Below are 20,438 nucleotides of genomic sequence, written 5' to 3'. Positions count from 1 at the left end.
GTAACCGGCCCCGGGTCGGTCAGCCGGACGGCGGGTCAGCCGGTGATGGTGGCGGAGCCGAGCACCACGTCCCCGGCCGGGTCCGGCCGGTACGCCACGACGGCCTGCCCGGCGGCCACCCCCCGGACGGGACGGCGCAGCTCGGCGGTGAACGTGTCGCCGTCCACCGTCACGGTCGCCGGTACGACGTCCCCGTGCGCCCGCAACTGCACCTCGCACTCGATCGGCGTGGTCGGCCGCTCCCCGCCGGTCCAGACCGGGCGGGTGGCGCGGACCAGGGAGACCTCCAGCGCCTCGGCGGGGCCGACGGTGACCGTGTTGGTCTTCGGGGTGATGGAGAGCACGTAACGCGGTCGCCCGTCCGGGGCCGGCCGGTCCAGGTGCAGGCCCCGCCGCTGGCCCACCGTGTAGGCGTACGCGCCGGTGTGGGTGCCGACCACCGCGCCGGTCAGCGCGTCGACCACCGCGCCGGGGGCCTCGCCGAGCCGCCCGGCGAGGAAGCCCCGGGTGTCGCCGTCGGCGATGAAGCAGATGTCGTGCGAGTCGGGCTTCTCGGCCACTGCCAGGTCGCGCCGGGCCGCCTCCACGCGGACCTCCGCCTTGGTGGCGTCGCCGAGCGGGAACATCGACCGGTCGAGCTGCGCGCGGGTCAACACGGCCAGCACGTACGACTGGTCCTTGGCGAGGTCGACGCTGCGACGCAGCAGACCGTCGGGGCCGAGCCGGGCGTGGTGACCGGTGACCACGGCGTCGAAGCCCAGGGCCACGGCCCGGTCCAGCACCGCCGCGAACTTGATCTTCTCGTTGCAGCGCAGACACGGATTCGGGGTACGGCCCGCCGCGTACTCGGCGACGAAGTCGTCCACCACGTCGGCGTGGAACCGGTCGGCCATGTCCCACACGTAGAAGGGGATGCCGATCACGTCGGCGGCCCGCCGCGCGTCCCGGGAGTCCTCCAGTGTGCAGCACCCCCGTGCCCCGGTCCGGAAGGTCTGCGGGTTACGGGCCAGCGCCAGGTGCACCCCGGTCACATCGTGGCCGGCCGCCACGGCTCGCGCCGCCGCGACGGCGGAGTCCACCCCGCCCGACATCGCCGCCAGAACCTTCACCAGCCCACGCTCCCTTCCCCCCGAGCCTACCCACCCCCGCCCCCGCTCCCCCTCCCCCGCTCCCCCTCCCCCTCCGCGCCCCTCCCCCTCCGCCCCGCCCCGGTGATCAAGAGCTTTGCGTCATCCGAGAGCCTGCTCCTGACAGAAACCTCTTGATCACCAGACATCAACGGTGGGCTGCTGGGGCCTGGGCGGTGATCAAGAGGTTTAGGTCAGGTGGTGGCCGGGATTTTGACGTAAAGCTCTTGATCACCGGGGCGGGCGGGGCGGGCGGGGCGGGGCGGGGCGGGGCGGGGCGGGCGGGGGTGGGGTGGGGTGGGGGTTAGCGGGGGGTGCGGAAGGCGGCGGCGCGGCGGGCGCGGTCGACAGCGGTGGGCAGGGCGGCGATGAGGGCGTCGACGTCGGCGGAGGTGCTCGTGTGGCCGAGGGTGAAGCGCAACGAGGAGCGGGCCCGGTCGTGGTCCGCGCCCATCGCGAGCAGGACGTGGCTGGGCTGGGCCACCCCGGCCGAGCAGGCCGAGCCGGTGGAGCAGGCGATGCCCTGGGCGTCGAGCAGGAGCAGCAGGGCGTCCCCCTCACAGCCGGGGAAGGAGAAGTGCGCGTTGCCCGGCAGCCGGTCGACGGGATCGCCGTTGAACACCACCTCGGGCACCGCCTCCCGGACCCGCCGGACCAGGTCGTCACGGAGCGCGGCCACCCGGGCCGCGTACTCCTGCTGGCCCTTGACCGCCGTCTCGACGGCGACCGCGAAGGCGACGATGCCGGCGGTGTCCAGGGTGCCGGAGCGTACGTCCCGTTCCTGCCCGCCGCCGTGCAGCAGCGGGGTGGCCACGACGTCCCGGGCGAGCAGCAGCGCGCCGACCCCGGTCGGGCCACCGAGCTTGTGCCCGGTCACGGTGAGCGCGGAGACCCCGCTGGCCGCGAAGTCGACCGGCACCTGGCCGACCGCCTGCACGGCATCGGTGTGGAACGGCACCCCGTGTTCGGCGGCCACGGCGGCCAGCTCGGCCACCGGCTGAACGGTGCCGACCTCGTTGTTGGCCCACATCGCGGTCACCACGGCGACCCGCTCGGCCGACCCGGCCAGCACGGCGCGGAGCAGCTCCGGGTCGAGCTGGCCGGCGGCGTCCGCCGGCAACCAGTCGACCTCGGCGCCCTCGTGGTCGGCGAGCCAGTCGACCGCGTCGAGGACGGCGTGGTGCTCGACCGCGCTGGAGACCACCCGGACCCGGTCGGGCCGGACGGCGTGCCGGGCCCAGAAGATGCCCTTCACCGCGAGGTTGTCGCTCTCCGTACCGCCACCGGTGAAGATGACCTCGGACGGGCGGGCACCCAGCACCGCGGCCACCCGCTCGCGGGACTCCTCCACCCGTCGCCGGGCACGCCGGCCCGCCGCGTGCAGCGACGACGGGTTGCCGACCTCGCGGGCGGTGGCGACATAGGCCGCCAACGCCTCGTCGAGCATCGGGGTGGTCGCCGCGTGATCCAGGTATGCCATCACGTTCAGCGTAACGGCCGGCGCACGGTCGGTCGGATGCCGGACCACCTGTACCGAAGCGTGGATCGACCCGCGCCGGCCCGCCCTCGACCGGATCGGGTCGGATCGGGCCGGACCGGGCCGGACCGCCGGGCCGGGACCGAGGCCCGGATCACCCCGCCCCCGACCCGGCCGGGATCACGCCGGTGCGGCTGTGACGACGATGTTGTCCCGGTAGTGCCGGGTCTTCGGGTCGAACGGGCCGCCGCAGGTGATCAACGTGAGGCGCGGCCTGCCGTCCCGGGCGAAGTACCGGTCCAGCGGGATCTTCGTCTTGGCGTACTCCTCGCGGGCGACGACCCGGTACGCCCGCTGCCCGCCGTCCGCGCCGGTGGCGGTGAGGGTGTCCCCCCGGTCCAGTTCGCGGAGCCGGAAGAACGCCCCCTTGCCCTGCTCGGAGCTGTCCACGTGGCCGGCGATCACCACCGAGCCGGCGTCGGCCTCCAACCCGGGGCCGTACCGGTACCAGCCGATCTGGTCCACGCTCGGCGGCACGTCGAACTCGCCGGTCCGCTGGTCGACGCCCACCGGGTTGACCGTGGCGGTGACGTCGATCGCCGGGATGCGCAGCTTCACCGGCGGGACGGTCCGCTCACCGGTCGGCAGGTCACCGGAGGTCACCGGCACCGACGGGCCACCGGGCGCGGTGCCGGCGGCGGTCGGGCTCGGCGTGCTGCTGGCCAGGGCCGCCGCCTCGCCGACGCCGACGTCCTCGGCCGGCTGCGACCCGCAGGCCACGCCGGTGGCGACGGTGAGCGCGGCGACGCCGGCGGCCATCGCCGCCAGCGCCCCGCGGTGGCGCACCGTCACCGGCGACCGCTCCGGGTGGTGGCCACCCGCGCCCCGCCGCCGACCAGCAGCAGTACGCCGGCACCGGCCAGCACGTACCACCAGGTGTCCACGCCGGTGCCGGCCTGGCCACCGGTGCCGCTGGGCACGCCGCCCGGCGCGGAGTGCAACCCGGTGACGGTCTGGGCGACCAGGTCGAGGTTCTTGGCCTCGGCGGAGCCGATCGCGTAGACGATGGTGGCGGTGCCCTCCTTGAGGGTGAGGTCCGCTGGGCCGATCGCCACGGTGTCGGTGCCGGCCAGCACCACGTCGGCCTTGACCGTGCCGGCGTCGACGTCGGCCTTGGCCTCCTTCGGGTTGGTCAGCCCCTCGAAGACCGGCTTGCCGCCGGCGCGTACGTCGACCGCCGGGGCGGCGGCGGTGTGCCGGACGATCAGCCGGGCCTTGCCGGCGGCCAGCTTGGCGGTGTCGTTGACGAACGGGGTGATCTGCGGCTTGCCGTCCGCGCCGAGGTGCGCGGCGAGGCTGATGTTGGCGCCGCCGGGCACCTCCGCGTTGTCGACGGTGAGGATCGCGCTGCCGATCGGCTCGCCGGGCTTGGTGAGGGCGATGTCGTACTCGCCCTCGGCCAGGGTCAGCGGACCGGCCACGTCGCCGGGCTTGAAGTTGTCGAGGGTCTTCTTGCCGTTGACGTACACGTCGACCGGGGTGTCCGGGATGCCGTGCACGACGGAGACCTTGGACGAGGCGGCGTACGCCGGGCCGGTGGTCGCGGCGCCGACGCCCGCGAAGGCCAGGGCGGCCACCGCGCCGCCTGCGGCGACCCGACGGAAGATGGCGAGCTGCATGTCTGCCTCCTGGTGATCGGTACTGGTTCGTCAGGTCTGGCTTGCAGAACGGGTTACGCCGTCGTCCGCGCCGCCGGATGCAGCCGGACACCACTTTCTTTTTCTTCGTCCGGAGCGCATCCGGGACCGCCCCCGGCGACGAACAGCAGGTGAGACGAGTGGAGGCGGACACGGACCGGGAGAGTGGGGCGGAGGCTGTGGGCGTTACAGTCGGGCATGCCCCAGGGAAGGCGACCCGCCCGGTGACAGCGGTGGGAACAGCAGGACAGGAACCCGATCCACCACCCCCGGACGATCTCGCCGCGCGCTTCCGGGCGGGCGACGAGACCGCGCTGCGGGAGGCGTACGACCGGTACGGCCGGGCCGTGCACCACCTGGCCACCAGCACGCTGGCCAACCGGAGCGACGCGGAGGACGTGACCCAGGCGACGTTCGTCGCCGCCTGGCTGGGGCGGGACACCTTCGACCCGGCCAGGGGCTCGCTGCTCGGTTGGCTGCTCGGCATCGGCCGGCGCAAGGTGATCGACCGGCTGCGCGCCTCGGCCCGGGAGACCCGGGTGGTGGAGACGGTCCGACAGCTACCCGAGCCGGTCGCCACCGGCGGGGATCCGGACACCGTGGTCGACCGGCTGGTGGTCGCCGACGAACTGGCCCGGCTCCCCGACGACCAGCGGCGGATGCTGGAGCTGGCCTTCTACGACGACCTGACCCACCAGCAGATCTCCGCGGTGACCGGGGTGCCGCTGGGCACGGTCAAGAGCCACATCAGACGGGGCATGGCGAGCTTGAAACGCAGATGGGAGGTGGACGGTGCCGCACCTGGACCACGACCGGCTGGTCTTTCTGGCGCTCGGTGAGAGCGAGACGGACCACGGTGAGACCGACCACCTCGGCGGCTGCGTGACCTGTCGGGACGAGTTGGAGGCCCTCCGGCACGTCGCCGGGCTGGGCGCGGACACGCAGGGCCTGCACGCCCTGCCCGACCCGCCGGCCCACGTCTGGGCGGGCATCCTGGCCGAACTCGACGCCGCCGGGGAGGTGTCGCCACCGGCCGGGGCCGAGCTGAGCCAGGGCGTGGAGGAGGTACCTCCCGGGGACTCCCCACCACCGGCCGGGGATCGGGCCGCTGCCCCTCGCCGGCAACCGTCGGCGGTGACCGGTGACCGACCCGAACCCGGCCGCCGGCAGTCGCCGTACCCGGCCGGTGAGCGCGCCGGTTCGCGTCCGGCGGGCCGGTCCCGGCGGGGCCGGCGTTGGCCGCGCTGGGCGACCACCGTCGTCACGGCGACCGCCGCCGCCGCGATCGCGGTGCTCGGTACCGTCGCCGTCCTCGGCGACCGGGGCGGACCGCCCGAGCAGGCCGTGCTGGCCAGCGCACCACTGGCCGCGTACGGCAGCACTCCGAAGGACGCCAACGGTGACGCCCGGATCTTCGCCGACGGACGACTGCACCTGCACGTCGCGAATCTCCCGGACGTTCCTGGGTATTACGAGGTCTGGCTGATCAATCCGACGACCATGGAGATGTTCTCGGTGGGTGTGCTGCGAGGCAGTTCGGGCGACGCCCTGCTGCCCCTGCCGCCGAACGTGGATCTGCACGCGTACTCGGTGGTCGACGTCTCCGCCGAGCAGTACGACAATCAGCCCGCCCACTCCGGCGACAGCCTGCTGAGGGGCACCCTGACGGGCTGATCGGCGGGCCGGTTCAGCTCCCCGGCCCGCCGATCAGCTCCCCTCGCCGCACCCGACACACCGACGGTGCCGTGCACCATCGCCCCAGGTCGACGAGGGCGCGCCGAGCACGACAGAGCCGCCGCCCGGGACTGCGGACGGCGGCTCGGTGCGGACCCGCTCGGGTCACTTGCGCTTGCGGATCTCCTCGGCGGCCTGCGGTACGACCTTGAACAGGTCACCGACCACGCCGTAGTCGGCCAGCTCGAAGATCGGGGCCTCGCCGTCCTTGTTCACGGCGACGATCGTCTTCGAGGTCTGCATGCCGGCCCGGTGCTGGATCGCACCGGAGATGCCCAACGCGACGTAGAGCTGCGGGGAGACGGTCTTGCCGGTCTGCCCGACCTGGAACTGATGCGGGTAGTACCCGGAGTCGACGGCCGCCCGGGACGCGCCGACGGCACCGCCAAGCAGGTCGGCCAGCTCCTCGACCAGCTTGAAGTTGTCGGCGTTGCCGACGCCGCGACCGCCGGACACGACGATGCCGGCCTCGGTCAGCTCCGGGCGGGAGCCCTTCTGCTCGGCGACCCGCTCGACGACCTTCGCCAGCTTGTCGGCGTCGGTGACCGCCACGGTGAGCTGCTCGACGGCCGGGGTGGCCGCCGCCGGGGTCGGGGTGACCGAGTTCGGCCGTACGGTGACCAGCGGCAGGCCCTTGGTGACCTTGGACTTGACGATGGTGGAGCCGGCGAAGGCGACCTGGGTGGCGGTGCCGTCGGCGCCGAGGCCGACCACGTCGGTCAGGATGCCGTTGTCCAGCTTGACGGCCAGCCGGGCGGCGATCTCCTTGCCCTCCTGGGCCGACGCCAGCAGGACGGCGGCCGGCTGCACCCGGTTGACCAGTTCGGCCAGCACGGTCGCCTTGGGGGCCACCAGGTAGCCGTCGATCTCCTCGCTCTCGGCGGCGTAGATCTTCTCCGCGCCGTACTCGCCGAGTTTGGCGCTCAGCGTCTCGGCGGCACCGGGCCCGCCGAGCACCACGGCGCTCGGGGTGCCCAGCTCGCGGGCGAGGGTGAGCATTTCCAGGGTGACCTTCTTGACGCCGAATTCCCGGGTGGCTTCGACGACGACGAGAACCTCAGCCATGTTCAGACCCCTCACACGAACTTCTCGGTGGCGAGAAACTCGACCAGCTTGACGCCGCCCTCGCCCTCGTCGGTGATCTTGGTACCGCCGGCGCGCGGTGGACGCTTGGTGTGCTCGACGACGGCACTGGTCGCGCCGGCGAGGCCCACCTCGACGGGCGCGACGCCCAGGTCGGCCAGGGCGAGCGTGCGGACCGGCTTCTTCTTGGCGGCCATGATGCCCTTGAAGGAGGGGTAGCGCGGCTCGTTGATGGTGTCCCAGACGGAGACCACGGCCGGGGTCGAGGCGGTGACCACCTCGTAGCCCTCCTCGGTCTGCCGCTCCACGGTCAGCGTGCCGCCGTCGACGGTGAGCTTGCGTGCGCCGGTAAGCGCCGCGACCCCGAGTCGCTCGGCGAGCATGTGCGGCATGACCTGGACCCGGCCGTCGGTCGACTCGGCGCCGCAGATCACCAAATCGGCTCCGAGTTGCCCGAGGGCGGCGGCGAGCACCTTCGAGGTGGCCACGGCGCAGGATCCGTGCAGGGCGTCGTCGAGGACGTGCACGGCGGCGTCCGGACCCATGGATAGCGCCTTGCGGATCGACTCGGTGGCGCGGTCCGGCCCCATCGTCAGGATGGTGACCTCGCCACCGTGCGCCTCCTTGATCTTCAGCGCCTCCTCGATGGCGTACTCGTCCATCTCGTTGATGACGTTGTTCGCCGAACCGCGGTCCACGGTGTTGTCGTCAGCACGCAGGTTGCGGTCCGCGCCCGAATCAGGCACCTGCTTGACGAGTACGACAATGTTCATCGCGATTCGACGACCCTCCTGTTGGTGGTGTGCGATCTGCTCGCCCGGTCACGGGCGGAGCTTCGCGCGTTCGTTGACACCCGGTCAACCGCAGGCTGCTGTGCAGTTGCCCACGAACGCAATGTTACCCGCCGGTAGTTTACCCTTCCCGGGCAGCCACAGTGACACAGCTCACCGGGCACCCACCAGCGTCTATCCGGAGTCGGAGCGCTGCGGGGCCGGGACGGGTTCCGGAACCTAGGCCGGCCCGGTCAACGCGGCCCTGATCCGGTCGATGGCGTCCGCCTCGGGCGGCGTCACCCCCCGGTGCGCGCGGGCCACCTGCTCCGCCGCGGTGATCACCAGGTCGCGGTACGCCGACAGATCGGCCGGTGACTTCGCCCGCAGGATGTCCACCGCGCGACCCAGCGCCGGCAGCACCACCGCCTCGACCTCCAGGGCCGAGTCGCGGGGCAGCCGGGGCAGCGAGCCGCTGATGAGCGCCTCCTTCACCAGCCCACTCGCCTCGGCGAACGCCCCGGACGCGGCGAAGCTCTCCCGGATCATCCCGAATACTCCGGGATCGGCGTTCGACACCAGGAAGACCGCCCCGAAGGCACCCGTCTTGAGGACCTGCTGCTCGTCGTCCGTCAGCCGCTGCTCCATCATCACGGAGTGTAGACGTAGGGGGTGGTCGTGGTGACCGGGACGAAGCCGAGCCGTTCCAGGATCGGTCGGCTGTTCTCCGAGGCGTCCACCTGCAACAACGTCTTGCCGCGCTGGTCGGCCAGACGGGCCCGGTAGGCCACCAGCGCCCGGTAGATGCCCCGGTGCCGCCACTGTTCGAGCGTCGAGCCACCCCACAGGCTGGCGAAGCCGGCGCCGTTCAGGTAGCGCACCCAACCGGCGCTGACCACCGTATCCCCCGCCTCGGCCACCACCACGGTGATCGACTGCGGGCCCGCCTCGATCTCCCGGGCCAGGCCGGTGACCAGGTGGGAGCGGTCGTTGCGCCAGACCTCCTCCTCCATCGCGGCGATCCGCTCCAGGTCGACGCGACTGGTGACCTCACGCAGTCGTACCCCCTCGGGCAGCACCGGTACGGCGCCGGCCAGCGGCGCGACCGGACCGATCAGGACGGTCTCCCGGTCCTCCGGCACGAAGCCGGCGGCGCGCAGCCGGTCCGGCAGGTCGGCGGGCTCGTCGTGGCTGTTGTGCTTCCACTCCACCGACTCACCGCGCTGCCGGAACAGCTCGACCTGCCGGGCGATCAACGCGTCCAGTTCCGCCCCGACCAGCCCGTCCAGGGTGCGGTAGGTGAGGAAGCCGCCGCCATCCAGACCCAGCACCCGCACCAACGGCCCGTCCCGCTCGACGGTGACGCCGGCCGGCACCGGGTCAGGGATCTCCGGTCGGATCTGACGGTCGTAGATGTCGCGCAGGGTGGTGGCGTCAAGATCGGTCATCACTCCAGGCTATGCCGGGCGCAAGCGGATAATCGGCCTCGTGTGGCAGGCGATCAGACGGTGGTTCGACCCGTCGGACCTCAACTCGGTGGGCAGCACCCCCGACTACCGCTTCTCGCTGGCCAACGAACGGACCTTCCTGGCCTGGCTGCGTACCGGGCTCGCACTGATCGCCGGTGGGTTGGCCGCCGCCCAGTTCCTGCCGCCGATGCCGCTGCGACACCTGCGCGAGGTGATCGCCGTGGCGCTGCTGCTGCTCGGCGGCACCGTCGCCGTCCGGGCGGTGGACCACTGGTCCCGCACCGAACGGGCCATCCGGCTCGGCGAACAACTGCCGGCCTCCCGCTTCCCGGCCGTGCTCGCCCTGATCGTGGCGGCGGGCGCGCTGCTGCTGGTGGTGGCCGTGCTGGTGAAGGGGGCGAACGGCCGGTGACCGGCGTCCCGACGCACGGGCGCGGTACCGGTGGTGGCGATCCCGGCCTGCAGCCGGAGCGCACCCGGTTGGCCTGGCGGCGCACCGCGCTGGCGTTCACGGTGACGACCGTGCTGGCGGTCCGGCTGGCGCTCACCGGCGACACCGTCGGCGCGCTGCTCGCCGGGGTCACCGTGCTGACCTGGTCGGCGACGCTGGCGGTCAGCTGGGGGCGGGCCACCGGCCGCCGTCAGGCCCGGGTCGACACCCGGGCCGTTGCGCTGGTGGCTCTCGGTACGGCCGCCCTGGCGCTGCTCTGCGTGTCGCTGGTGCTGCGTGGGGTGTGGTGACGCGCAACGCTGCGTCATGATGGGGGCATGGCCCGGCTCTACGTGCTGTTGTTCCTGATCCAGGTGGTGCTCGCCGCCTGCGCGTTGATCAGTTGTCTCTCCGCCGAGGACGATGCGGTCCGCAGGCTGCCCCGGTTCGCCTGGGTGTTGATCATCCTGGTCTTCCCACTGGTCGGCTCGATCGCCTGGTTCCTCGCCGGGCGTCCCGTCCCCCGGGCCGACCGTCGGAAGGGCTGGCCGACCGGCCCTGGCTCCCGGCGGCCCGTCGCGCCCGACGACGACCCCGAGTTCCTCAAGTCGATCGACGAGCGGACCCACCGCGACGACAGCGCCCTCTTCCAGCGGTGGGAGGAGGACCTCCGCCGCCGGGAGGACGACCTGCGCCGCCACGACGGCCACCCGCCCCACAGGAAGGCGCCACCCCCGGACGAGGACCGGCCCCGCGACGCCGACCGGCCCCGCGACGCCGACCGGCCCCGTGACGCCGACCGGCCCCGTGAGGACGACCGACCCGAGAAGTGACCGGGACACCCCGGCCTCCCGCACGCTCGGTAGGACCGAGGGGTACGCGGACGGCCGGGGCACCCGCTACGACCACGTCGGCCCGCCGCCACCCGGGGTCATGGTCGACGCCGCCGGGGTCACACCCGACGGCGGAGTCCCCGCACCGCGAGCGGGGCGAAGACGGCGGCGATGCCCGCCGCCCAGAGCAGCGACTGGAGCACCGGCGCGGTGACCGGCCCACCGACCAGCAGACCCCGCAGCGCGTTCGCCAGGATGGTCACCGGATTGACCTCGACCCAGTGCTGGAGCCAGGACGGCATGGTCTCGGTCGGCACGAAGGCGTTGCTGGTGAAACTGAGCGGGAAGATCACCGTGAAGCCGAAGATCTGCACCTTGTCGGGCTCGCTGACCAGCACCCCGACCAGCACCGACATCCAGGCGGCGGCGAGCGAGAAGACCAGCAGCAGGGCGAACGCGGCGAGCAGGCCGAGCAGGCCGTTACCGAGCCGGAAGCCGAGGATCATCCCGACGCCGAGCAGCAGGGTCAGCGACCATGCCTGCTTGACCGTGTCGGCGACGATCCGGCCGGCGAGCGGGGACCAGCGGGCGACGGGCAGCGACCGCAGCCGGTCGAAGACGCCCTTGGTGAGGTCCTGGTTGAGCCCGAAACCGGTGGTCATCGTGGCGAAGAAGGCGTTCTGCACGATGATGCCCGGCAGCGCGAAGGTGAGGTACTCCCCCGGGCTGCCGGAGATCGCCCCGCCGAAGACGTACGTGAAGAGCAGCACGAACATCACCGGCTGGATGCTCAGGTCGAGCAGCTCCATCGGGTTGTGTTTGATCTGCACCAGGCTGCGCCAGGCCAGCGTGCCGGTGTGCCGCAGGCCGGCGGTCGGGCTGAGCCGGCGGGCCGGCGCGGCCGGGGTCGACGGGGCGACGGCGGTCGCGGCGGTCATGCCGGGCTCCCTTCCAACTGGTCGGCGGTGTCGTCCTCGGCCCGGTGGCCGGTGAGGGACAGGAACACCTCGTCGAGACTGGACCCGCGCAGGGCCAACTCGGCGACCGACACCTCGGCGTCGTCGAGCCGGCGGACCACGGCGGGCAGCGCACCCGGGCCGCTCACCGGCACGGTGACCGTGGTCTGGTTGACCTCCGGGGCGGTCCCGGTCACCTCGCCGACGACGGCGAGCACGGTCGGCAGGTCGGCGGCCTCGACCGGCCGGACGGTCAGCACCTGGCCGCCGGTCTTGGCCTTCAACTCCTCCGGGGTGCCCTGGGCGATCACCCGGCCGTGGTCGACCACGGCGATCTCGCCGGCCAACTGGTCGGCCTCCTCCAGGTACTGCGTGGTCAGCAACACGGTCACCCCCTCGGTGACCAGACCACGGACGATGTCCCACAGATCGTTGCGGCTACGCGGGTCGAGCCCGGTGGTCGGCTCGTCGAGGAAGAGCACCTGCGGCCGACCGACCAGGCTGGCCGCCAAGTCGAGCCGGCGGCGCATGCCACCGGAGTAGGTCTTCGCGGCCCGACCGGCGGCGTCGGTGAGCTGGAAGCCAGCCAGCAGCTCGGCGGCCCGGTCCCGGGCGGCCGGCCGGGACAGGCCCAGCAGGCGGCCGATCAGCAGCAGGTTCTCGGTGCCGGTCAGGTTCTCGTCGACCGAGGCGTACTGGCCGGTGAGGCCGATCAGCTGGCGGACCCGGTGGGCGTCGCGGCGGACGTCGTACCCACCGACGGTGGCGTGTCCCTCGTCGGGGGTGAGCAGGGTGGCGAGTACCCGGACCGCGGTGGTCTTGCCGGCGCCGTTCGGGCCCAGCAGCCCGAACACCGTCCCGGCGGGAACCTCAAGGTCGACCCCGGCCAGGGCGGTGGTGGCGCCGAAGCGGCGTACCAGTCCCTCGGCGCGGATGGCGTATGTCATCAGAACTCCCGTCGTTATCGCTGGATCGTCCAACGATGGGCGAGGGGTCTGACGTTACGTGCGCCGAGGCTGACATTCCGCCGATTTATGCTGTGGACAGAAGCACCGGCCCGGCGACGTCCGCGGGCCCGCGGTCAGGCCAGGTTCGACGAGCGCGGGTACGCGTCGGCCGGGTCGGTGAGCACATTGACCAGGTACGGCACCCCGGCATCGAACGCCCGGCCCAGCGCCGGACCGAGGTCGGTCGCCTTCGCCACCGTCTCACCGGCTCCGCCGAGCGCCTCGACCACCTTGTCGTAGCGCAGCTCGGGCTGGAGGTCGGCGGCGACGTCGTAGCCGTACATGGCCCGCATCGGGTGCTTCTCCAGCCCCCAGATGCCGTTGTTGCCGACCACGATGACCACCGGCAGCCGCTGCCGGACCAGCGACTCCACGTCCATCAGCGAGAAGCCGGCCGCGCCGTCGCCCATCAGCACGCAGATCTGCCGGTCGGGGTGGCTGACCCGGGCCCCCATCGCATAGCCCAGACCGGTGCCGAGGCAGCCGTACGGGCCGGGGTCGAGCCAGGTGCCGGGCTGCGCCGGCTCCAGGTAGCGGCCGGCGTACGAGACGAAGTCGCCGCCGTCGCCGATGGTGATCGCGTCCGGGGCGAGGGCCCGGCGCAGCTCGCCGTAGACCCGGGCCGGGCGGATCGGGTCGGTCTCGGCGGCCATTTCGGCGGCGTCGCGCGCCTTCGCCGCGTCCTCGGCGTTCCGCAGCTGGGCGATCCAGTCGGTGTGGTCGGCCCGGTCGCCGGTGTGCTCGGCGAAGGCGGACAGGATCAGCCGCAGGTCACCGGCGGGGCTGGCGGCCGGCTGGACGTGCCCGGCCCGCTGGGTGGGTGCGTCGACGACGTGCACCACCGCCGCGTCGCCGAAGTCGCCGAAGCTGAGCCGGAAGTCCAGCGGGGTGCCGACCACGACCACCACGTCGGCGCCCTTCAGCGCGACCCGGCGGGCCTTGGCGAAGGCGAGCGGGTGCGCCGGGGGGAGCGCGCCGCGACCCATGCCGTTGGTGAAGACCGGCACCTGCAGCGCCTCGGCGGCCTCGCGGAGGGCGGCGACAGCGTCACCGGCGTACACGTCGGAGCCCGCGATGATCACCGGGCGGGCGGCGGCGGCGATCAACCGGGCCGCCTTCGTCACCTCGTCCGGGTCGGGTTCGATCGGCGCGACGGGAGCCGCGGCGGCCAGCTCGGCGTCGCCGACGGAGAAGACCGCCTCCAGCGGGAAGTCCAGGAAGACCGGGCCCCGGTGCGGGGTGAGCGCGGTGGTCAGCGCGGTGGAGACCGCACGTGGGATGTCGTCGGCGGTGAAGACCGTCTCGGCGTGTTTGGTGACCGGGGCGACCAGCGGCAGGTGGTCCATCTCCTGGAGGCTGCCGGAGCCCCAGCGGAACTGCGGGGCACGCCCACCCAGCACCAGCACCGGGGAGGCGTTGAAGTATGCGCTGGTCAGACCGGAGATGCCGTTGGTGACGCCGGGGCCGGCGGTGAGCACGGCGAGGCCGGGGCGGCGCTGGAGCTTGGCCACCGCCTCGGCGGCGAAGACGGCGGACTGCTCGTGCCGGACGTCGTAGATCGGGAAGCCGGTGGCGTGGGCGGCGTCGTAGAGCGGGAAGACGTGCCCGCCGGAGAGGGTGAACATCTCCCGTACGCCGTGCGCCCGCAACGCCGCCAGCGCCAGCGCTCCGCCGTGGCCCTCGACCCGTTCCGTCATCGCCGCTCCCCTCGTCCCATGACCGGAGTCACACGTTACTGGCCGGTACGCAGGATGTGAACACTTCTCGGCTCAGGGTCGGGCCGGGTGTCCGGCCGGAGCCGGCCCGCAGGCCGCTCGCCCCCGGTTCACCGGCCACCGCGTACCCGGCCCGGTTCGCCGGCTGTCCGGCCCCGGCCCCGGGTCACCGGCTGTCCGGCCCCGGCCCGGGTTCGCCGGCTGTCCGGCCCCAGCCTGGTTCGCCGGCCGCCCGCTCCCCGGCCCACCGCCCGGGGTAGCGGGCGCGGGCGGCCTGCCGGCATCAGCGGCCGGTGAAGTCCGGCTTGCGCTTCTCGACGAAGGCGGCCATCCCCTCGCGCCGGTCGTCGGTGGCGAAGAGCGCGGCGAAGAGCTGGCTCTCCCAGGCGAGCCCGGAGTTCAGGTCCATGTCCAGGCCGGCGTCGACCGCCAGCTTCGCCGCCCGCAGCGCCTGCACCGGTCCGGTCAGGTACGGGCGCACCAGCGCGACGGCGGTGTCGTAGACCTCGGCCGCCGGGGCGACCCGGTCGGCCAGCCCGATCCGCAGGGCCTCGGCCGCGTCCACCATCCGCCCGGACATGATCAGATCCTTGGCACGGGCCGGGCCGACCAGCCGGGCCAACCGCTGGGTGCCGCCCGCGCCGGGGATGACGCCCAGCTTGATCTCCGGCTGGCCGAGCTTGGCATCCTCGGCCACCACCCGCCAGTCGCAGGCCAGGGCCAGTTCGCAGCCGCCGCCGAGGGCGTACCCGGTGATCGCGGCGACCACCGGCTTGGGAATCCGGGCGATCGCGCCGAGGGCGCTGGACAGGTCGGCGGCCCGCTCCGCCATGTCCACGTAGGACATGTCGGCCATCTCCTTGATGTCCGCGCCGGCCGCGAAGACCTTCTCCCCGCCGTACACGATGACGGCGCGGACGGCCGGGTCGGTGCCGGCGGCCGTGGCGGCGGCCCGCAGCTCCTCCTGGACCTGCTTGTTGAGCGCGTTCATCGGTGGCCGCTCCAGCCGAATGGTGCCGATGCCGTCCCTGGTCTCCAGCCGCACGAACTCGCTCACGCCGCCCTCACTTCCTCGTCGAAGTCGCGTGCCAACCTTACGACCCGGGTCGTTGGGGTACGTAGTCTGGTGTTCGCCAGCGGCAGTCGGGAGTCCCGCGATGATCACGTACTACGACGACCGGTCGGTGCAGGTCACCTCCGCCGTCATCCGGGTCGACGGCCGGGCCTTCCCGTTGGCCGAGATCGGCCTGGTCTGGCACCGCCAGGGCAGCCGCTCCTGGCGGGTGCTGGCCGGGCGGGGTGCGATCGGCGCGGCCCTGGCCGGTCCGCTGGTGGCCGCGGTGATCGGCATCGCGGTGGCCGTGTGGCTGCACCGCTCCCCCACCGTCACGCTCGCCATCGTGGGGGCGTCGGTCCTGGTCGGGCTGGCCGTCGGGCCGATCGCCGACTTCCTCTTCAATCACCTGGACCGGTCCTACGACCGGGGCAGCCGGCAGCGCGAGCTGTGGGTCCGCTGGCGGGGCCAGCCCGTACTGCTGCTGCGCACCGGTGACGCGCTGCGCTTCGGCAAGATCTACCGGGCGGTGCAGCGGGCGATGGAGAACACCGCGCTTCCGCCCCGATCGGGGCGGAACACCGGGCCGACGTCCCGGGCGGCGGCGCAGTAGGCGATCGGCCCGTCCGGCGGCAGCCCGAGGCCCGGCACCAGGCCGTGGCCGTCCGGCGTCACCACACGGCCCGGCGAACTCCGCCGACGGCCCGGCACCGAGCGATCCGGGTCACCGAACCGGCGGGCGGTCGACCCCGCTCGGGCGCGATCGGTCGGGCACACAGCGACACCGGTTGCCTGCGAACGGTTAGGGTTAGTGATGACCCTCTATTACCGGGACGACACGGTGCAGGTGACCTCCGAGTCGATCCGGGCCGGCGGGCACATCGTCCGGCTCGCCGACGTGGCGTACGTCTGGCACGCCCGGGGGGCCACCACCATGGCCGTCCGGTCCCGGATTCTCGGGCGCGGCGTGCTGGTGCTGCTGCTCTCGCTGCCCCCGTTGCTCGCGCTGATCTGTGTGGTCTCGCTGGTCTGGTCGGCGCAGGATCGCGGCGACTGGAAGCCGGCCCTGCTCGTCCTGGCGGCCTGCGGCGTCGGGGTGCTCGCCCTGCTGCCCTTCCTGGAGCTGCCGCTGGGCTGGTTGGACCGCTCCTACGAACGCGGCAACCGGGTGAACGAGCTGTGGGTGCAGCACCTCGGGCAGGAGGTGATGCTGCTGCGCACCCCCGACGCGTTGCGGTTCGGGCAGATCTACCGCGCCGTCCAACGCGCCGTCGAACAGCACGGAGAACAACACCGGTGAGCACCCGTCGTCGCCCCTCGCCCACCGCCGCCCGGAGCCGGTCAGGTCAGGGGCAGCGCGGTGGCGACCGGCCAGGCCAGCAGGACCGCACCCACCAGGGCCGGTGACCACCGGGGCGCACCGGCCCGCCGCAGCACCACCGCCCAGGCGGCCTGCCAACCGAGCAGCACCGCGAACAGGGGCACCACCAGCAGCACGAAGCCGGGTGCCAGCCCCACCACTGCCGCCCCGGCCAGGGCCGGCACGACGAGCGCACCGACCGCCGCGTACCGCCAGCTCCGCCCGTTCGTCACCAGCTCCGCGCCGGTCAGGAAGGCCAGGCAGCCGGCGGCCACCAGGGGCAGCAGCCACCACCGGGCACCCACCGGCACGGCCGAGGTGAGGCCGAGGTGGATCGGCACGGCGACGGCGGCTACCGCGTACCCGGTCAGCAGCAGGGCCGCGACCACGGACCGGGCCGGCGCGCGGTGGCCGAGCGGCTCGGCGACCGGGACGGTTCCGGCGTCCGGGACGGAGGCGGTGGGCGGGACCGAGGCGGTAGCCGGGACCGAGGCGGTGATCCACGCGAGCGGCCACCGACGTGCGGCGGCGAGCAGACCGCCGGTGACCAGCAGGAAGCCGGTGAGGTACCCGCCGACCGCGAGCGGAAGCCGGGTGGTGGGCGGCACCGTGCCGGCCAGCACGCCGAGGCCCGTGGCGGACGCCGCCACCACCAGCACGACGGGGATCGGCGCGACCGGTCGGCCGGCCCGGGGCCGGGGGCCGGGCGACGACCCCACCCGCCGGCCGAGCAGCAACGCCGCCAGCGGGACGAAGCCGAGCCCGAACCCGAGCAGCAGCAGCCCCGCCGGGACCAGCCGGGCAGCCGGGCGCGGTGGTGCGTCGCCGCCACCGCCGACCCATCCCGCGACCTCGGCATGGGTACGGCCGGCGAAGAGCACCGAGATGTGCTCGACCCCGGGTACGACCACCAGCCGCCGCCCGACGCCCCGGCGGGAGGCCACCTCGGCGGTGTCCCGGAAGGCGGGGAACTCGAGGCCACCGACGATCAGCAGCAGCCGCTCCAGTCGACCCTCGGGCAGGTCACCCCCGTCGGGCAGCGAGATCGCGACGGTCCGGGCGATGTCGGGGTGACCGGCGGCGTAACGGGTCACCGCGCCCGCACCCATCGAGTGTCCGACCAGGACGATCCGTGTCGGGTCGACGTCGGGCCGGTTGCGCAGGTGTCCGACGGCGACCTCGAGGTCGTGTTCCAGGGTGGCACGGGAGTCGGTGTCGTCGCCCCCTGCCCCGGACAGCGGGGCCGGATTGCCGCCGTGGCCGGCGAAGTCGAGCGACAACGCGACCGCGCCCTGCCGGGCGACCGTGTCGGCGAGCGGGCGCATCAACCGGGCCGAGCCGGCGAAACCATGGGCGATCACCACGCCGGGTCGGCGACCCGTCGCCGGTCCGGCCCACACCTCGGTCAGCGGCACCCCGTCGACGGTCACCTGCCGGGTGGTCAGGCCGGCGTCCGCCCGGGAAAGTCCGTAGCCGCCGGCGGCCAGGGCGAGCACGGCGAGGACCGCCAGGATCGTGAGGCTGCGGGCGGCCGGCGCGACGCCGAGGGGACGGACCGACATGCCGGCACCCTACCGGCCACCGGGACGCCCACGCCCCGACCCGGACCACGCCCGCGCCCCACCCTGGCCACTCCCACCCCCGACCCGGACCGCGCCCTCCCCCAGCCTGGCCACTCCCACCCCGAACCCGCGCCACGCCCGCCCCCGACCTGGGCCACGCCCGCGCCCCCTGCCGCGCCCGCCCGCGTCGGGGGGCACCACTGGCCGACCCGGCGCACACTGGGTGACATGGCCATCCCCCTGCCCCGACCGGCCGCCGTCGTCGGCCTCACCCGCTCCGCCCTCGACCAGGCGTTCGGTTCGGCCGCCTCGTTCGCCGCCGTGCCGGCCCGCGCCTTCGCCGTGCTCGACGCGGTGGAGGCGCTGTTGACCCGGATCAACGGGGTGGTGGACCGGATCGAGGACACCCTGGACCGCACCGACCAGGTGCTCACCGACGCCGAGACGGCGGTTCGCGAGGTGGCGGTGATCAGTACGGCGGCGACCACGGCCATCGAACGGGCCACCGAGGTCGCGGACGCGGCGGCCGTGGTGGTGGCCGGGGCCGCGCAGGTGTCGGGGGCCGCGGCAGTGGTGGTGACCGGGGCCGAGCAGGTGTCCCGGGCCGCCGGGACGGTGGTCGCCGAGGCCGAGGCGGTGGCCAGCCGGGCCGCGGGCACGGTGGTCACCGCGGAGGGTGCCGCCACCGTCGCGGCCGAGCTGTTGGCCGCGTACGAGCCGGCGCTGCGTCGGGGTGCGCCGATGGCGAACCGGTTCGTGGCCGAGCTGAGCCACGAGGAGGTGGTCGCGGCGATCCGGCTCGTCGACGAGCTGCCGAAGCTCAAGGAGCATCTGACGTCGGACGTACTGCCGATCCTGGCCACCCTGGACCGGGTCGGCCCGGACCTGCACGACCTGCTCGACGTGACCCGCGACCTCAAGCTCGCCGTCGCCGGCATCCCTGGCCTGGGACTGTTGCGCCGCCGGGGCGAGCGGCTCAGCGACGACCCGGCCAACTGAGCATTCGGTCAGTGTCCCGGCTGCGCTGGCGGGCCGGTCAGGGGGTGTAGAGGGCGTCGATCTCGCTACGACTGGGCAGGGCCACGGACGCGCCGAGCCGGCGTACGCAGGCCGCGCCGGCCGCCGCCGCCCAGCGCACCGCGTCGACCACCTCGCGGCCCTCACCCCAGGCCACGGCCAGGGCGGCGGTGAACGCGTCCCCGGCGGCGGTCGAGTCCACCACGTCCACCGCGACGGCCGGCACGTGCACGGCGTGACCGTCCCGGTCGACATACCAGGCCCCCTCACCACCGAGGGTGAGCACCGCCCGGGGCACCAACGCCAGCAGTGCTTTCGGATCGTCGCGCCCGCTGCCGGTGAGCAGCTGCGACTCGGTCTCGTTGACCACCAACAGGTCCACCGTGGCCAACAGCTCGGCGGGTACCTGCCGGGCCGGTGCGGCGTTGAGGATCACCCGGGTGCCGGCGGCACGGGCGGCCGTCGCCGCCTCGGTCACCGTCTCGACCGGGATCTCCAGCTGGGCGACCAGCACGTCCGCCCCGCGTACGGCATCCAGTTCGGCGTCGGTGAGGGCGGTGAAGGCGGCGTTCGCGCCGGGGGTGACCAGGATGGCGTTCTCACCGGCTGCGTTGACCATGACCAGCGCCACCCCGGATGCCCCGTAGACCACCCGCAGGTGGGTGGTGTCCACCTGGGCGGCGGTGATCCGGGCCCGCAGGGTGACCCCGAACGAGTCGGAGCCGAGCGCCCCGAGGAAGGTGCAGGCGGCACCGGCCCGGACGGCGCCGATCGCCTGGTTGGCGCCCTTGCCGCCGGGCACCATCACGAAGTCGCTGCCGAGCACCGTCTCCCCCGGCCGGGGCAACTTCGGACCGGACCCCACCACGTCCATGTTCGCGCTGCCCACCACCACGATCCGACTCTGCCCCACCAAACCTCCCCACCCACCAACCCCTTCCCCCCAAGTCTAAGACCCACCACCCCACCACCCGCCCGTCGATCATGGAGTTGTGCTGCTCATAAAAGGGTTGCGGCGGGACATTAAACCCACCACAACTCCATGATCGACCGGCGGGGCGGGGCGGGGCGGGGCGGGGCGGGGCGGGGCGGGGCGGGGCGGGGCGGGGCGGGGCGGGGCGGGGCGGGGCGGGGCGGGGCGGGGCGG

General features: G+C 73.7%; 22 protein-coding genes. 8 read left to right on the top strand and 14 right to left on the bottom strand.

The genetic code is table 11. The features are described from left to right. Positions 1 to 35 precede the first annotated feature (35 nt). The 4 genes from mnmA to ACIG87_RS18890 form a co-directional block, all read right to left on the bottom strand. Positions 36 to 1,109 (bottom strand): tRNA 2-thiouridine(34) synthase MnmA, encoded by a 1,074-nt coding sequence (gene mnmA / locus ACIG87_RS18905; RefSeq protein WP_396851910.1) that lies wholly within the window; start codon positions 1,107 to 1,109, stop codon positions 36 to 38. 322 nt (positions 1,110 to 1,431) lie between these two features. After that, positions 1,432 to 2,607 (bottom strand): cysteine desulfurase family protein, encoded by a 1,176-nt coding sequence (locus tag ACIG87_RS18900; protein ID WP_396851908.1) that lies wholly within the window; start codon positions 2,605 to 2,607, stop codon positions 1,432 to 1,434. 177 nt (positions 2,608 to 2,784) lie between these two features. After that, a complete protein-coding gene (locus ACIG87_RS18895) occupies positions 2,785 to 3,456 on the bottom strand; it encodes a class F sortase (RefSeq protein WP_396851906.1) in 672 nt (223 codons plus the stop codon). After that, entirely contained in the window at positions 3,453 to 4,283 is an 831-nt protein-coding gene (locus ACIG87_RS18890) for a DUF4397 domain-containing protein (RefSeq protein WP_396851904.1), read from the bottom strand. The genes ACIG87_RS18895 and ACIG87_RS18890 overlap by 4 nt, the downstream gene beginning before the upstream one ends. Positions 4,284 to 4,534: 251 nt before the next feature. Between ACIG87_RS18890 and ACIG87_RS18885 the strand changes: the two genes are divergently transcribed. Beyond that, a complete protein-coding gene (locus ACIG87_RS18885) occupies positions 4,535 to 5,140 on the top strand; it encodes an RNA polymerase sigma factor (protein ID WP_396851902.1) in 606 nt (201 codons plus the stop codon). Beyond that, a complete protein-coding gene (locus ACIG87_RS18880; protein WP_396851900.1) occupies positions 5,094 to 5,975 on the top strand; it encodes an anti-sigma factor in 882 nt (293 codons plus the stop codon). The genes ACIG87_RS18885 and ACIG87_RS18880 overlap by 47 nt, the downstream gene beginning before the upstream one ends. A gap of 165 nt (positions 5,976 to 6,140) precedes the next feature. Here the strand turns inward: ACIG87_RS18880 and ACIG87_RS18875 are convergent, their stop codons facing one another. The 4 genes from ACIG87_RS18875 to ACIG87_RS18860 all read right to left on the bottom strand — a co-directional run bounded on the left by ACIG87_RS18875 (position 6,141) and on the right by ACIG87_RS18860 (position 9,336). Further along, positions 6,141 to 7,100, bottom strand: a complete 960-nt coding sequence (locus ACIG87_RS18875) for an electron transfer flavoprotein subunit alpha/FixB family protein (protein WP_396851899.1) — start codon at positions 7,098 to 7,100, stop codon at positions 6,141 to 6,143. Between the two features lie 11 nt (positions 7,101 to 7,111). Continuing rightward, a complete protein-coding gene (locus ACIG87_RS18870) occupies positions 7,112 to 7,891 on the bottom strand; it encodes an electron transfer flavoprotein subunit beta/FixA family protein (RefSeq protein ID WP_396851897.1) in 780 nt (259 codons plus the stop codon). Positions 7,892 to 8,128: 237 nt separating this feature from the next. Then, the gene (locus tag ACIG87_RS18865; protein WP_396851895.1) at positions 8,129 to 8,536 is read right to left on the bottom strand and encodes a hypothetical protein; all 408 of its coding nucleotides are present in this window, start codon (positions 8,534 to 8,536) and stop codon (positions 8,129 to 8,131) included. Between the two features lie 2 nt (positions 8,537 to 8,538). Continuing rightward, positions 8,539 to 9,336, bottom strand: a complete 798-nt coding sequence (locus ACIG87_RS18860; RefSeq protein ID WP_396851893.1) for a GNAT family N-acetyltransferase — start codon at positions 9,334 to 9,336, stop codon at positions 8,539 to 8,541. Positions 9,337 to 9,376: 40 nt separating this feature from the next. Here ACIG87_RS18860 and ACIG87_RS18855 point away from each other — a divergent pair, with 40 nt between their 5' ends. The 3 genes from ACIG87_RS18855 to ACIG87_RS18845 are packed head-to-tail and all read left to right on the top strand — an operon-like array spanning position 9,377 to position 10,620. Continuing rightward, positions 9,377 to 9,769, top strand: a complete 393-nt coding sequence (locus ACIG87_RS18855; protein WP_396851891.1) for a YidH family protein — start codon at positions 9,377 to 9,379, stop codon at positions 9,767 to 9,769. Further along, on the top strand, positions 9,766 to 10,098 hold the full coding sequence (locus ACIG87_RS18850; RefSeq protein WP_396851890.1) for a DUF202 domain-containing protein: 333 nt from the start codon (positions 9,766 to 9,768) through the stop codon (positions 10,096 to 10,098). Before ACIG87_RS18855 ends, ACIG87_RS18850 begins: the two co-directional genes overlap by 4 nt. A gap of 27 nt (positions 10,099 to 10,125) precedes the next feature. Then, positions 10,126 to 10,620 (top strand): PLD nuclease N-terminal domain-containing protein, encoded by a 495-nt coding sequence (locus ACIG87_RS18845; protein ID WP_396851888.1) that lies wholly within the window; start codon positions 10,126 to 10,128, stop codon positions 10,618 to 10,620. 119 nt (positions 10,621 to 10,739) lie between these two features. Here ACIG87_RS18845 and ACIG87_RS18840 read toward each other — a convergent pair whose 3' ends face one another. The 4 genes from ACIG87_RS18840 to ACIG87_RS18825 all read right to left on the bottom strand — a co-directional run bounded on the left by ACIG87_RS18840 (position 10,740) and on the right by ACIG87_RS18825 (position 15,355). Then, complete coding sequence (locus ACIG87_RS18840; protein ID WP_396851886.1) at positions 10,740 to 11,558, bottom strand: ABC transporter permease; 819 nt, start codon at positions 11,556 to 11,558, stop codon at positions 10,740 to 10,742. Then, a complete protein-coding gene (locus ACIG87_RS18835; RefSeq protein WP_396851884.1) occupies positions 11,555 to 12,523 on the bottom strand; it encodes an ATP-binding cassette domain-containing protein in 969 nt (322 codons plus the stop codon). Before ACIG87_RS18835 ends, ACIG87_RS18840 begins: the two co-directional genes overlap by 4 nt. 134 nt (positions 12,524 to 12,657) lie before the next feature. After that, on the bottom strand, positions 12,658 to 14,280 hold the full coding sequence (locus tag ACIG87_RS18830) for an acetolactate synthase (RefSeq protein ID WP_396851883.1): 1,623 nt from the start codon (positions 14,278 to 14,280) through the stop codon (positions 12,658 to 12,660). A 301-nt stretch (positions 14,281 to 14,581) separates the two neighbouring features. Beyond that, positions 14,582 to 15,355: an enoyl-CoA hydratase-related protein gene (locus ACIG87_RS18825; protein WP_396851881.1), complete on the bottom strand. Its 774-nt coding sequence runs from the start codon at positions 15,353 to 15,355 to the stop codon at positions 14,582 to 14,584. Positions 15,356 to 15,455: 100 nt separating this feature from the next. Here ACIG87_RS18825 and ACIG87_RS18820 point away from each other — a divergent pair, with 100 nt between their 5' ends. Together ACIG87_RS18820 and ACIG87_RS18815 are read left to right on the top strand one after the other, a co-directional pair. After that, positions 15,456 to 15,965, top strand: a complete 510-nt coding sequence (locus tag ACIG87_RS18820) for a DUF6232 family protein (RefSeq protein ID WP_396851880.1) — start codon at positions 15,456 to 15,458, stop codon at positions 15,963 to 15,965. Between the two features lie 201 nt (positions 15,966 to 16,166). Continuing rightward, a complete protein-coding gene (locus tag ACIG87_RS18815) occupies positions 16,167 to 16,652 on the top strand; it encodes a DUF6232 family protein (protein ID WP_396851878.1) in 486 nt (161 codons plus the stop codon). Between the two features lie 41 nt (positions 16,653 to 16,693). Here ACIG87_RS18815 and ACIG87_RS18810 read toward each other — a convergent pair whose 3' ends face one another. Beyond that, entirely contained in the window at positions 16,694 to 18,274 is a 1,581-nt protein-coding gene (locus tag ACIG87_RS18810; RefSeq protein WP_396851876.1) for an alpha/beta fold hydrolase, read from the bottom strand. A gap of 228 nt (positions 18,275 to 18,502) precedes the next feature. On the opposite strand from ACIG87_RS18810, the gene ACIG87_RS18805 reads away from it, so the two are divergent. Then, positions 18,503 to 19,273 carry a hypothetical protein gene (locus tag ACIG87_RS18805; protein WP_396851874.1) on the top strand — a complete coding sequence of 257 codons (771 nt, stop codon included), beginning with the start codon at positions 18,503 to 18,505 and terminating at the stop codon, positions 19,271 to 19,273. A gap of 37 nt (positions 19,274 to 19,310) precedes the next feature. Here ACIG87_RS18805 and ACIG87_RS18800 read toward each other — a convergent pair whose 3' ends face one another. After that, a complete protein-coding gene (locus ACIG87_RS18800; RefSeq protein WP_396851873.1) occupies positions 19,311 to 20,204 on the bottom strand; it encodes a ribokinase in 894 nt (297 codons plus the stop codon). Positions 20,205 to 20,438 lie beyond the last annotated feature (234 nt).

Origin of the sequence: Micromonospora sp. NPDC051925 (assembly GCF_044548625.1) — a bacterium.
In the GTDB taxonomy this organism is placed as follows: domain Bacteria; phylum Actinomycetota; class Actinomycetes; order Mycobacteriales; family Micromonosporaceae; genus Micromonospora.
Note: the sequence above shows the minus strand (reverse complement) of the source record. Positions and strands in the feature narration are given on the sequence as shown.